Annotated in this window: 12 protein-coding genes; 8 read left to right on the forward strand and 4 right to left on the reverse strand. The window is 48.1% G+C overall.

Going from position 1 to position 13,332, the window contains the following annotated elements; all coding sequences use genetic code 11:
• The first annotated feature begins 114 nt into the window (after nt 1–114).
• The 4 genes from ACXAJH_RS16280 to ACXAJH_RS16295 all read left to right on the forward strand — a co-directional run bounded on the left by ACXAJH_RS16280 (nt 115) and on the right by ACXAJH_RS16295 (nt 4,064).
• The gene (locus ACXAJH_RS16280) at nt 115–1,455 is read left to right on the forward strand and encodes an aminotransferase (RefSeq protein ID WP_474967904.1); all 1,341 of its coding nucleotides are present in this window, start codon (nt 115–117) and stop codon (nt 1,453–1,455) included.
• A gap of 22 nt (nt 1,456–1,477) precedes the next feature.
• Nucleotides 1,478–2,614, forward strand: coding sequence for an alanine dehydrogenase (gene ald / locus ACXAJH_RS16285; RefSeq protein ID WP_474994559.1), 1,137 nt, complete (start codon nt 1,478–1,480; stop codon nt 2,612–2,614).
• Between the two features lie 124 nt (nt 2,615–2,738).
• Nucleotides 2,739–3,728: an NADPH:quinone reductase gene (locus ACXAJH_RS16290; RefSeq protein ID WP_474994561.1), complete on the forward strand. Its 990-nt coding sequence runs from the start codon at nt 2,739–2,741 to the stop codon at nt 3,726–3,728.
• Between the two features lie 78 nt (nt 3,729–3,806).
• Entirely contained in the window at nt 3,807–4,064 is a 258-nt protein-coding gene (locus ACXAJH_RS16295) for a phage holin family protein (protein WP_027953582.1), read from the forward strand.
• Nucleotides 4,065–4,163: 99 nt separating this feature from the next.
• On the opposite strand, the gene ACXAJH_RS16300 is transcribed toward ACXAJH_RS16295, so the two are convergent.
• Nucleotides 4,164–4,592 (reverse strand): excalibur calcium-binding domain-containing protein, encoded by a 429-nt coding sequence (locus tag ACXAJH_RS16300; RefSeq protein ID WP_474971824.1) that lies wholly within the window; start codon nt 4,590–4,592, stop codon nt 4,164–4,166.
• A gap of 260 nt (nt 4,593–4,852) precedes the next feature.
• Between ACXAJH_RS16300 and ACXAJH_RS16305 the strand changes: the two genes are divergently transcribed.
• Entirely contained in the window at nt 4,853–5,428 is a 576-nt protein-coding gene (locus tag ACXAJH_RS16305; RefSeq protein ID WP_027953584.1) for a TetR/AcrR family transcriptional regulator, read from the forward strand.
• A gap of 68 nt (nt 5,429–5,496) precedes the next feature.
• Nucleotides 5,497–8,658: a bifunctional cytochrome P450/NADPH--P450 reductase gene (locus tag ACXAJH_RS16310; protein WP_474994562.1), complete on the forward strand. Its 3,162-nt coding sequence runs from the start codon at nt 5,497–5,499 to the stop codon at nt 8,656–8,658.
• A gap of 38 nt (nt 8,659–8,696) precedes the next feature.
• Here the strand turns inward: ACXAJH_RS16310 and rlmN are convergent, their stop codons facing one another.
• Together rlmN and ACXAJH_RS16320 are read right to left on the reverse strand one after the other, a co-directional pair.
• A complete protein-coding gene (gene rlmN, locus ACXAJH_RS16315) occupies nt 8,697–9,782 on the reverse strand; it encodes a dual-specificity RNA methyltransferase RlmN (protein WP_027953586.1) in 1,086 nt (361 codons plus the stop codon).
• 216 nt (nt 9,783–9,998) lie between these two features.
• On the reverse strand, nt 9,999–10,322 hold the full coding sequence (locus ACXAJH_RS16320; RefSeq protein WP_474967909.1) for a nucleoside triphosphate pyrophosphohydrolase: 324 nt from the start codon (nt 10,320–10,322) through the stop codon (nt 9,999–10,001).
• A gap of 779 nt (nt 10,323–11,101) precedes the next feature.
• On the opposite strand from ACXAJH_RS16320, the gene ACXAJH_RS16325 reads away from it, so the two are divergent.
• On the forward strand, nt 11,102–11,527 hold the full coding sequence (locus ACXAJH_RS16325; protein ID WP_027953588.1) for an OsmC family protein: 426 nt from the start codon (nt 11,102–11,104) through the stop codon (nt 11,525–11,527).
• Nucleotides 11,528–11,567: 40 nt separating this feature from the next.
• Here the strand turns inward: ACXAJH_RS16325 and ACXAJH_RS16330 are convergent, their stop codons facing one another.
• Entirely contained in the window at nt 11,568–12,161 is a 594-nt protein-coding gene (locus ACXAJH_RS16330) for a TetR/AcrR family transcriptional regulator (protein ID WP_474967910.1), read from the reverse strand.
• A gap of 152 nt (nt 12,162–12,313) precedes the next feature.
• On the opposite strand from ACXAJH_RS16330, the gene ACXAJH_RS16335 reads away from it, so the two are divergent.
• Nucleotides 12,314–13,312 (forward strand): NADPH:quinone oxidoreductase family protein, encoded by a 999-nt coding sequence (locus ACXAJH_RS16335; protein WP_474967911.1) that lies wholly within the window; start codon nt 12,314–12,316, stop codon nt 13,310–13,312.
• The last annotated feature ends 20 nt before the right edge of the window (nt 13,313–13,332 follow it).

Below are 13,332 nucleotides of genomic sequence, written 5' to 3' on the forward strand. Positions count from 1 at the left end.
ATTATGTGTAAGCGTTCGGAGGACGGTTTAACACAATGTCTAATGAAACCTGTTCCTTAATGTTGGATAATTAAGATAATTCAAATAATTATCCAGGAATGGGGAGGTTTTTCCATGACAAACGCGGATGTGCAGAATGATATGTTCGTAAAGGACGAAAAGTATGTATGGCACTCCATGAAGCCTTACAAGCCTGAAAATACAATGATCGCGAAAAGTGCCAAAGGTTCATGGATTACGGATGTGCAAGGCAGTCGCTTTCTGGATGCGATGTCAGGTTTGTGGTGTGTGAACATCGGATATGGCCGTGAAGAACTGGCAGAGGCCGCCTATAATCAGATGAAGGAATTGTCCTACATGCCGATGACCGAAAGCCACGAGCCTGCCGTAAATCTGGCTGAAAAAATCAATGACATGCTCGGGGGAGACTATGTCGTCTTCTTTTCCAATAGTGGGTCCGAAGCGAATGAAATGGCGTTCAAAATGACACGGCAGTATCACCAGCAGAAGGGAGATCATTACCGGTCCAAATTCATCTCCCGTTATCGCGCGTATCATGGGAACTCGACAAGCTCTCTCTCTGCTACAGGTCAGGCGCAGCGGAAATATAAATATGAACCGCTGGGATCAGGTTTTCTTCATGTAGCTCCGCCTGATGAATACCGCAGTCAGCATAGTGAAGCGGACCGCTGGGGAGCGGAGGATATCGATAAGGTTATGACCTGGGAGTACAACGAAACCATTGCCGGAGTGATTATGGAACCGATTATCACAGGGGGAGGCGTCATCGTTCCGCCGGAAAATTATATGAAGGAAGTGAAGTCCATCTGCGAAAAACACGGGGCTTTAATGATTGTGGATGAAGTCATCTGCGGGTTTGGACGGACCGGTCAGCCGTTCGGATTTATGAATTACGGGGTGCAGCCTGATATCGTCACGATGGCCAAGGGCATGACCAGTGCCTACCTGCCCTTGTCAGCAACCGCTGTGAAAAGAGAAATCTATGAAGCCTTCTGCGGAGAGGAGACTTACGACTTCTTCCGGCATATCAATACATTTGGAGGCAGCCCTGCTTCCTGCGCCGTTGCCCTGAAAAACATTGAAATTATGGAGAGGGAACAGCTTTTCCAACGTTCCAGACAGCTGGGGGATCACTTGAAAAACGAATTGCAAACACGTCTGCAGGGGCATAAGTATGTAGGAGATGTCAGAGGCAGAGGGCTGCTGATTGGAATCGAGCTCGTCACCGATAAAAAAACGAAAGAGCCGCTGGCTGTGGAAAAAGTCAATACCGTCATCCGCCGGTGTAAGGACAAAGGCATCATTATCGGGAAGAATGGGATGACGGTAGCCGGTTACAATAACATATTAACACTGGCACCGCCGTTATCGATTGAAGAGGAGGATGTCACCTTCCTGATCCATACACTGGTCGAGGCTATCTACACCCTTTAGAGAATGACAGGAGGTTTTCAGCGTGCGTATTGGAATCCCGAAGGAAATGAAAAATAATGAAAACCGGGTCGCTATGACACCGGCAGGGGCCGTTACCCTGATTCAGCAGGGCCATGAGGTATTTGTGGAAACAAAAGCCGGGGAAGGTTCCGGTTTTTCGGATGCTGATTATAAGCAGGTCGGTGCGACGATTGTCGGTTCAGCTTCAGAAGCCTGGGGGCAGCAGATGGTTTTGAAAGTAAAAGAACCGCTGGCGGAGGAGTATGGGTTTTTTTATGAAGGACTCATTCTTTTTACCTACCTGCACCTGGCTGCGGATGAAGAATTGACAAAAGCGCTGGCCGATAAGAAAGTGACGGCTATCGCCTATGAAACGGTGCAGAGCGATAACGGCTCCCTGCCGCTTTTGACGCCGATGAGTGAAGTGGCAGGGAGGATGGCAGCTCAAAAAGGCGCACAATTTTTAGAGCGTCCGCTCGGGGGGACCGGAATCCTTCTTGGTGGCGTGCCCGGGGTGAAACGTGGAAAAGTGACCATCATCGGCGGCGGGGTCGTCGGTACAAATGCGGCTAAAATTGCCGTCGGTCTCGGAGCGGAAGTCACCATCATCGATTTAAGTCCTGAGCGTCTCCGGCAGCTGGATGATATTTTTGGATGGCAGATCAATACACTCGTTTCCAATCCGTTGAATATCAGCGAAGCCGTAAAGGAATCCGATCTTGTGATCGGTGCCGTCCTTATTCCGGGAGCAAAGGCGCCGAAGCTCGTTACTGAAGCGATGGTGAAAACGATGAAGAAAGGCAGCGTGCTTGTGGATGTAGCTGTCGATCAAGGGGGGATCGTCGAAACGGTGGATCATGTAACCACTCATGATGATCCCGTCTATATCAAACATGGCGTCGTCCATTATGCAGTAGGAAACATGCCGGGAGCTGTGCCTCAGACCTCTACCGTCGCGCTTACAAATGTGACGATTCCGTATGCTCTGCAGATCGCTGGTCAAGGGTGGCGGAAAGCCTGTCTGGACAGTCCGGCTCTACGTAAAGGCCTGAACGTTGTCAATGGCCTTGTTACTTATAAGCAGGTAGCCGAAGCTCATCAAATGGATTTTACAGACGTCCAGAAAGTCCTGGACGGTAAAACGACCCTGCCTAAATAAGCACCAAAATTTTGGTTCTTTCTGGTTGTCGAGATGATCTCGACAGCCTTTTTGCTTTCTGCAGGCTTTTTGTATTTCAGCATCCAGGGTATAGTAAGGGGAGAAAATCAAGGAGGTTATTTGTATGAAAGCAGCATGGTTTGAAGCATTCGGTGCACCGGAAGAGGTGCTGCAGACAGGGGAGTACGCTGCTCCTGAACCCGGACATGGAGAAGTATTGATACGAATGAAAACTTCAGGAGTGAATCCTTCTGATACAAAAAAACGACAAGGTTCTTTTCATAACTTACTGGATGGTGGACCAGTCATCCCTAACAGTGACGGGGCGGGTGTAATCGAAGCTGTCGGACCAGGCGTCTCCCACGCGAGGATCGGGGAACGAGTATGGGTGTACCAGGCCCAGTTTCAACGACAGTATGGAACAGCAGCGGAATATTGTGCGGTGGAAAGCCGGAGAGCTGTAAAACTGCCGGAAGAGGTCAGCTTTGAAACAGGGGCCTGCCTCGGTATTCCTGTCATGACCGCCCACCGCAGCGTTTTTGCTGATGGACCGGTAGAAGGAGAAGTCCTGTTCATTACGGGGGGAGCCGGTCGTGTCGGCTACTATGCGATCCAATGGGCCAAGCTTGCCGGCGCGGTCGTCATTACGACGGCGAGTAATGAAGAATCCAGCCACTACTGCCGTGAAGCAGGAGCGGATTTTATTGTCAATCATACGTCTGATGATATGGTTGAACAGGTGCTGGACTTTACCGGAGGCCGGAAAGTGGACCGTGTCATTGATGTGGAATTTGGAGCGAATCTGGAGAGCGTGCTGGACATCATCCGAGTCGGAGGTGTAATTGCCACATATTCCTCAACGGTCGTCCCGGAGCCTGTTCTTCCGTTCAAGCGTATGATGTTCATGAACTTAACGATCCGTATGATCATCGTTTATGACATGCCGGAAGAAGCGAAGCAGGAGGCCATTGAGGATATTGATGAAGCACTGCGGTCCGATCTGCTTCTCCACCGTATTGATAAAATCTACCCGTTGGAAGACATTGCAGAAGCCAATGCGGTTATTGACAGTGGAGAAGGTTACGGCTGTGTCATCGTCAACATAGAAGATTAACGGGTCATGTCTACCTCTGGTTCTTCGTGAATAGGCTGATAACAGGAAGCCCCATTTCACTTGAAGGAGACATGCACGATGGAAATCATGATGGATTTCACCCCCTATATTGGTCTGGCCGTCGTTTTGTACGCCATCCGTCAGACCCGCCGGGTGTCCAATCGATTTATTCCGATAATTGCCGTCCTTCTCGGTATCGGTTTTTCGCTTTGGGAAAATGGTCTGAATCCTGATGCTGTCATTACAGGGCTGAAGTATGCACTGCTCGGTATTGGTACTGTGGCAGGAATTAAATACTTTCTGGAAAAGAAAGAAAAGGACACGGCTCAGAAATAAGGATAGAAGCAGACGCAGGAGCGCGTCTGCTTCTTTTTACGGCATAAAAAAGACAGGCAGGAGAGCCTGTCTGCATGAGGGGAGAGGGTGTCATTCGTTTTATTGTTCCCTGCGGCGCACGACTAAAGCGGTTCCACCAAGTACAGAAAGAGTCATCCCCAACAACGCATATGTAGCGTACGGTGCTGAAGTGTCAGGCAGTTCCCCGCCTTCCTCTTCACTGGACATCGTTTCTTCTTCTTCTTCGGCTGCATCCTCATCTCCGGAGGACATGTCATCGGAAGATTCCTCTGAACTGTCGGAGGAACTATAATCGGAGTCCTCACATGGAACACCATCACCGTCTCCATCTAAACGCTCTGGATCATTTTCGGCGGAGTAGCCTTTTTCATCCCAGTATTCTTTTGCTTCTTCTTCAGAAGCAAAATCAGGGCAGTCTTTATCACCGTCATGATTATCGGCACTTACGGCTCCAAAACTACTGAAAATCAAACCTATGGCAAACAGACCTGCAAGCAGCTTTTTCAATAGAAAAACCCCTTTTAGATAGATTCACCATCTCCCTGTAATTTTTTTCTCTCTATATAGAGGTCATTCCTCAAAAAACGCAGAGGTAAACCATTATTTAACAATATTGTAAATGAATATTCACACTAATGAAAAAATTGGACGTGAATTAGATAAAGTTACCAGATATGAGTCCTTTGATTGATTGAGGGGTATGATAAACTATACTAAGATTTTAATAGGAATGAGAATTCATTCCTTGGTTAAGGAGAGAAACACCGATGCCCACAAACAGAACGAAGAGAGAAGATATTTTAGACAGCGCCTTGAAATTGTTTGCTGAACGCGGCTTCGATGCTACGACGATTCCGATGATTGCCGGGGATGCTCGTGTAGGCGCAGGAACGATTTACCGTTATTTTGAGAACAAGGAAGTTCTTGTGAATACGCTTTTCCAGCATTATGTCCAGGCATTCAAAGGAATGCTGGAGGAGGAATATCCTCAAGAAAGCTCGAGCAGGGAGCAGTTTCATCATTTGTTTCAACGGATGGTCCAATTCACAAATGAGCACGAACATGCGCTTTATTTTATTAAGACGCACAACGGAGCTTATTTCCTGAATGAGTCCAGCCGGAAACAGTTCAGCTGTCTTTGGAAGATTCTCCGGGATTTTCTGGACAAGGGAAAAGAGCGGGGAGAAATCCGCCAGCTGCCGTCGCTCGCTTTGATTGCTATTATTTTCGGCGGCTTTTTAGAACTTGAACAATTGATCAGATCCGAAGAGTTGGAAGCCAGCCGGGATTTACTTCATGGAGTTGAAGAAAGCTGCTGGGATGCTGTGCGTCATCATCATTGATGGGGCATTTCTTTCACACAAAACGGAATGAATGTTCATTCCGTAATTTTAATAAGAGGTGAATCATTGTGAATAAAACAAATACAATACCACGACCGAAGGAATACGGGCCGCTTGGAAACCTGCCATTGCTGAATAAAGACAAACCCATCCAGTCGTTCATGAGTATGGCGGAGGAGTACGGGTCCATTTTTCAGTTTCAATTTCCAGGAAGAGTGAGCACATTTATCTCCAGTGCGTCTTTAGCGGATGAGATCCTTGACGAAAACCGGTTCGACAAGCATGTGGGTCCTGCCCTGCAAAAAGTGAGGGCTTTTGGCGGGGATGGATTGTTTACGAGTGGAACCGGCGAGCCCAACTGGAAAAAAGCGCATAACATCCTCCTTCCGAGCTTCAGTCAGCAGGCCATGAAAGGTTACCACGATAAAATGGTCGACATCGCTGTTCAGCTGGTACAGAAGTGGTCACGGCTGAATGCAGGGGAAGCGGTTCAAGTTCCTGATGATATGACGAGACTGACGCTTGATACCATCGGCCTGTGTGGATTCAACTTCCGATTCAACAGTTTCTACAGGGAAGATATGCATCCGTTCGTGGAGAAAATGGTTCGCGCTCTGGATGAATCGATGAGCCAGTCCCAGCGTCTCGGCATTCAGGATAAGCTGATGGTCCGGTCGAAACGCCAGTATAAAGAAGATATTGATTATATGTTCCAGCTGGTAGACGGTTTAATTGCTGAGCGGAAAGAGGCAGGTGATCAGGGAGAAGATGATCTTCTATCCCATATGCTCAAAGGGGTGGATCCTGAAACAGGTGAGGGTCTTTCCGATGAAAACATCCGTTTCCAGATCATTACGTTCCTCATCGCCGGACACGAAACGACGAGCGGGCTTTTGTCGTTTGCCCTCTACTTTTTAATGAAGCACCCTGAGAAAAGGAAGAAAGCTCAGGCGGAAGTAGATGAAGTGCTTGGTCAGGATACGCCATCCTTTAAACAGGTGAAACAGCTGAAATATGTACGGATGGTACTGAATGAAGCGCTTCGTCTCTGGCCCACCGCGCCCGCATTTTCTGTCTACGCCAAGGAAGATACAACACTTGGCGGTCAATATGAAGTGGAAAAAGGGGATGCCTTCACCCTGCTGATTCCTGAGCTGCATAGGGATAAAGCGGCGTGGGGGGAAGATGTAGAAGCCTTCCGACCGGAGCGTTTTGAAGATCCATCGGCGGTGCCGGCCCATGCTTTCAAGCCGTTCGGAAACGGGCAGAGAGCCTGCATCGGTCAACAGTTCGCCCTTCATGAAGCTGTCCTTGTCCTCGGCATGGTGCTTCAGCATTTTGATCTTGTGGATAATACAAATTATGAACTCGATGTAAAAGAAACACTGACACTGAAGCCTGACGGACTAACATTGCAAGTGAAGACCAGAAAAGAGGCGTCCATCTTCCAAAAGCCGGCAGAGGAAGCTCCGAAGTCCCAGGTGGAGGATCCGGAAATGGTCTCAAATGCGCATGGCACTCCTTTGTATATCCTGTATGGATCGAACCTTGGAACTGCAGAGGGAACAGCACGGGAAATCGCCGAAAAAGGAACTTCTCTTGGATTCAAAACCGTTACAGCACCATTGGATGACTATGTGGGTGCCGTTCCGAAGGACGGGGCCGTGTTATTTATCTCCGCTTCTTATAACGGCCACCCGCCTGATAATGCCCGTCAGTTCATGGAATGGATTCCAACACTTGAATCAGAAGATTTGTCCGGTGTCACGTATGCGGTCTTCGGCTGTGGGGATCGAAACTGGGCGGCTACGTATCAGCGGATCCCTCAGCGGATCGACGAAGAAATGAAAGCCAAAGGTGCAGGACGTCTTCTTTCCCGCGGAGAAGGAGATGCCAGTGAAGATTTTGACGGTGATTTGGAAATGTGGCAGGAAACCCTTTGGAATGAACTCGCTTCCTTCTATGAATTGGAAGTGAAAGAGACGTCCGAGCAGTCCAGTTCTATTGCTATGGACTATGTGAGCGGGACGAGTTATACGCCGATTGGTCAGTCTTACGGGGCATTTACGGCGGAAGTATTGGAGAACCGTGAGCTTCACCAGGCTGGGGCCCGGAGTACAAGACACGTGGAACTTCTGCTTCCAGAAGGGACTGTGTATCAAGAAGGAGACCACATCGGTGTTGTCCCAGAGAACCATGAAGACCTCGTGGACAGAGTAGTGGACCGTTTTTCACTGAAAAAAGAAGCCTTTGTCGTTCTGAAGGAAGGGGCGGGAAAAGCGAAGCATCTGCCATCAGGTCAGCCGGTCCAGCTTAGAGAATTGTTATCTTCGTACGTTGAACTTCAGGAACCGGCGACTCGGGCCCAGCTGCGTGCCCTTGCGGCAAGTAATCCGTGTCCTCCTCATAAACAGGAACTCGAGCGCCTGACAGAAGGAGAGGCCTATAAAAAAGAAATCCTTGCCAAGCGACGGACGATGCTCGAACTGTTGGAGGAATATGATTCCTGCCTCATGGAATTTGAGCAGTTCCTGGCTCTTCTCCCACCGCTTCGTGTCCGCTATTATTCCATTTCAAGCTCACCGACGGCAGGGAAAGAGCGCGTAAGCTTGACTGTCAGTGTCGTGAAGGGAGCAGCCTGGAGTGGTAAAGGAGAGTACAAAGGTGTGGCGTCCAATTACTTGGCTTCCCTTGACACTGCTGATAAGATCGCCTGCTTTATCCGGACGCCGGAAACAGCTTTCCACCTTCCAGAGGACAGCCGGACTCCAGTCATTATGGTCGGACCTGGAACAGGAATTGCTCCTTTCCGAGGGTTCATTCAGCAGAGAACACACCTGCAGAATGAAGGAAAAGAACTGGGAGAAGCCCATGTTTACTTTGGGTGCCGCCATCCGAAGCAGGACTTCCTTTATGAAGACGAGCTGAAGGAAGCGGAAGCACTGAATTTGATTACGTTAAACACCGCTTTTTCCCGCTGTGAAGAACAGCCGAAGAGGTATGTTCAGCAGGTCATGGATGAGGATAAGGACAAGCTGATTCCACTGTTGGAAAAGGGCGCCCATCTCTATATTTGTGGGGATGGAAGCCGTATGGCTCCTGAAGTACTGGAAACCCTGAAGAACAGCTTTCAGGAAGTCAAAGGCGCAGATGAAAAGGCTGCAGCTGACTGGATCGATCAACTCGAGAAAGAGGGCAGACTGGCTAAAGATGTATGGGCGGGAGCCTGAAAATAAAAAAAGGATGAGGCTGGAAAGCCTCATCCTTTTTAGTTTGTCTGCATCTGTTTCTTTTTACGTGCTTTTTCTTTTTCAATCTGCTTACTGCGTAGCTGACCGCAGGCCGCATCGATATCTGTTCCGTGTTCCGTACGAACCCCGCATTTGATCCCGCGGTCCATCAATGTCTGATAGAACGTCAGAATAGCTTCCTTTTCACTTCGCTCGTAAGGGTGGTCGGCGACCGGGTTGTAGGGGATTAAGTTGACATAGGACAAGTGACGCTTATCCTTCAACAGAGCGGCAAGTTCTTCGGCTTCTTTTTTATGATCGTTCACATCACGAAGCAGAATATATTCGAACGTAATTCTGCGGTTGGTTTTCTCCAGATAGTAATCAATGGCGGGCATCAGCTTTTCAAGCGGATAGGCCCGGTTGATTTTCATAATCTGTGTGCGCAGTTCATTGTTCGGTGCATGAATGGATAAGGCAAGGTTGACTTGAATGCCTTCATCCGCAAACTCGTACATTTTTGGTGCGATTCCACTGGTGGATACCGTAATATGGCGGGCACCGATGGAAAGTCCTTTTTTATCATTCACGACGTTCAGGAAATCCATCAGGTTGTCATAGTTATCAAACGGTTCTCCGATTCCCATGACTACGATGTGGCTGACGCGCTCATCTTTACCCTGCTTATCAAGATGATGCTGGACCTGCATGATCTGCTCCACAATCTCTCCGCTTGTCAGGTCACGGCTTTTACGAAGAATACCACTGGCGCAGAACGAACAGCCGATGTTACAGCCGACTTGTGTCGTTACACAGACGGATAGGCCGTAGTTGAACCGCATCAATACGGTTTCAATAACGTTTCCATCATCCAGTTTGAATAGAAATTTAATTGTACCGTCCTGAGACTCCTGTTTTATTTCCTCGGTCAAAGTTTCGATCGTAAAATGCTCAGCCAAAAGGTCGATACAGGACTGGTTGACGTTTTTCATCTGCGAGAATTCTGTTACACGCTTTTGGTACAGCCAGTCCCACACCTGCTTGGAACGGAACTTCTTTTCCCCATGCTCCTCAAGCCAGCTGGTCAGCTGTTCAAACGTCAATCCGTAAATGGATTGTTTCATATATACGCTCCTCTTTAAAAAAAATCACTATTTCCATCATAAGCGATTTTAACAGGAAGGACAACATCCAAGCCAATGTTATAATTTTGCAAAAATCCCGGCTTCTTCAGGTGTACACGCCACAGCTTTTCTGCGGACATTCATGAGCATCGGTTTATTCTCTTCTGTTAACCGAACGTCTGGATTGCAGGGTTGGAAGAAAAGGACCGATCTTGTTTATTCGTCTACGTCGATCAGGAGGGTGCGGTTTTTAAATCCGCCTTTTTCCGTGCGGCGGTGCTGACGGATATGTTCGATTTCTTCGATGGTCGCTCCATGTGAATAGGTTAATTCATGAATGACCTCCATCATGTCTGCAAGTTTCGTGAGGGATTTACGGTTTTCTTTTGCGTGGGCATAGTCATCGACGACTTCGAGAAGCTTCTTTTTCAATGTTTCCTTATATTCTTGATCGGCCAGCTGCCTCGTTCGAATCGTTTTTCCTGAACCCTTCAGTTCCTGAGGGGTATGATCGCGGACGAGTCTGTTTTTCTTTTCCACGTCTTCCACTCTCCTTTCACCTATACCTGTCCATACCTTTTTTTCTGGACAGAGAAACAACCGGCGCTTCTTTTGTTATGACCATAAAGGAATCAGAGGCCCCAATGATGGCTCTGGAAGGGTTTGAATGATTGTGATGTCAGGACGGTTTTCTTCTATATAAGCTCTGTTAAAGTCTGTTGTTGATATTTTAAACGATTACTAAATCGTCTCCGTCTGGAATTAGGGGTCCGGTCCGTTATTTACTCAGAGCATGGGATGGCAGGGAAAACCGTCCGCTTTCCGCGGGGAACGATGAGCCTCCTCGAACTTCGTTCTCCGGGGTCTCCCCTTGTTCCTTTTTCCCGCAGGAGTCTACCTGTTTTCCCTGCCATCCCTTTCGTAGTGGTGTAACGGACTTCGGTTATGTCCTTTCTAACTCCCCTTCTTTGAAGAGGCGGCCTTGGAATGGCGGGACTCCTGTGGGATGAAGGTACATCGTGAGACCCCGGAAGGCGCAGCCTGAGGAGGCTCACGGTACCCCACGGAAAGGGAGTCATTCCCAAGGCCGCCTCCTACAAATCCCATGACAGAAAGGGGTGATCTGAGCTCACATGTTACATAACAACACCAAGCAATAACAGAGTCTCTTTATAAAGAAAGGGCTGAGCAGGAGACACACGTTTCTAGAAAAGCTGTGGTAGAGTAGAAGGTGTTTCTGAATAAACCCCGGGTTGTATAAGGGGAATCAGAAAGTGCATGATAAAACAAACCCCTTCTTATTAAAGGAGATGAAGCTGATGGAATTTAAAGTTCAATGGAATGGAGATATGGCGTTCTCAGGAGATACTCCCTCCGGCCACACGGTCGACATGGATGCTGGAGAGGACTCCGGCGGGAAGAACGGCGGTGCCAGACCGACCGAATTATTAATGAACGCAGTCGCTGGCTGCACGGGTATTGATATCATTTCCATCTTAAAGAAAATGCGTCTTCCAATTGAAGATTTCCATATGGATGTCAGTGGTGACAGAGCCGATGAACACCCACGTAAATTTACGAGCATGCACATCCATTATGATTTGAAAGGCGACCTTCCTGAGGAAAAAGTCGTCCGCGCGATTCAATTGTCCAAAGATAAATACTGCTCAGTTTCCCACTCCATCAGTGCGGAATTGACGGCAAGCTATTCGATCAATGGCGTCAAAGGTACGAAGGAATTATAAAATGGAAAAACCTCTCAGGACAGCTTCCTGAGAGGTTTTTCTATGAGGACGCCTTCAGTAGGCGGAGGACGGACTGATGACAATGGAACTTATAACTCGCGTGCTTGGCATCATCCTGACTCATCAGCCATTGGATAAGGGTTCCGTCAATCATACTGCGGATACTGATGGCGGACTGTTCGACATCCTCGACGTGAAAGACGCCTTCTTCCAGTCCCTGCGTAATGATTTCACGTCCGATGGACCAGCAGTTTTCATAAAATTGCTGGTTGATCTGCCTGTAGCGTTCCTGGTGCTTCATTTGAGACAGATAATCGAGGTAGACGCTGTAAAACGTTTTATTTTCTTCAGGACTGACAAACACCTGATCTATATAAGCTTCGAGTTTTTCCAATGCTGTTTCTTTTCGTTCAATAGAAGCGGCTTCTTTTTCATAGATGCGTGTTGTAATCCACTCCAACAAGTGGGAAAAGACATCCACTTTATTTTTAAAGTAATAATTGGTCACGCCTTTACTCACTTCCGCATAATCCGCGATATCCTGTAGCGTAACAGAATCATAGCCTTTGGCAGCCACTGCTTCAAAAGCGGCCTTCAAAATCTGTTGTCGTCGCTGCTCTGCTTTCTTAGCCATAAGCTTACCTCCTATACTAACCATCTATTATACAAGAAGAAGGCAGGACATGAAAATATTTTTTCTGACCGGATAGAATAATTTGACCAGTCAGTATAAAATGCCTTACGATAGAGTTGGATCACATGAAAAGGTGAAAGGAGAGGTTACACATGAGCGAAGCATTTAAGGCTTTTGTAGTGAATAAAACAGAAGATGATTTTACAGCGGACATTCAGTCACTGACATTGAATGACCTGCCTGAAGGGGACGTCACCATTCAGGTGCATTACTCAAGCGTCAACTATAAGGACGGGCTGGCAAGTACTCCGAACGGGAAGATCGTCCAGTCTTATCCGTTTGTTCCCGGAATCGACTTGGCCGGGACGGTCGTATCATCTGCTGATTCCCGCTATGAGGAAGGACAGAAAGTCATCGTAACCAGCTATGAACTTGGAGTATCTCATTATGGTGGATACAGTGAATATGCGCGTGTTCCTGGGGACTGGATCATTCCGCTTCCGGAAAATCTAAGCCTGTCAGAAGCCATGGTCTTCGGTACGGCTGGATTTACAGCAGCCTTGTCCGTTCATAAGCTTGAAGAAGCAGGTGTGAAACCGGAAGATGGTTCCATTCTTGTATCTGGAGCGACCGGCGGTGTGGGCAGTATGGCTGTCGCTATGCTGAAAAAACGTGGGTATCATGTGACCGCAAGCACAGGAAAAGCCTCCGAGCATGATTATTTGAAGCACCTCGGTGCAGAGGATATCATTCCACGCGAAGAGCTTTCCCCGGAAAAAGTACGGGCATTGAGCAAACAGCGCTGGGCCGGGGCCGTCGATCCTGTCGGTGGTAAGACGCTTGCGACCATCTTAAGTGAAACAAAATACGGTGGTGCTGTTGCGGTGAGTGGTTTGACAGCGGGTACAAGCGTTCCGACGACTGTATTCCCGTTCATTCTGCGCAGTGTCAATCTTCTGGGTATCGATTCTGTGTACTGCCCGATTGAAACACGAAAAACCATCTGGAACCGGATCGCTGATGATCTGAAGCCGGAGGGCCTTGATGAAATGAAAAATGAGATCACATTCGATCAGCTGCCACAGACGCTTTCTGATATCCTTGAAGGAAAAACACGTGGACGTACGATTGTGAAGGTAACAGAAGAATAAACGAAGGAGAGCCCGGTTCA

It is taken from the genome of Halobacillus sp. ABD4_316 (assembly GCF_056161385.1).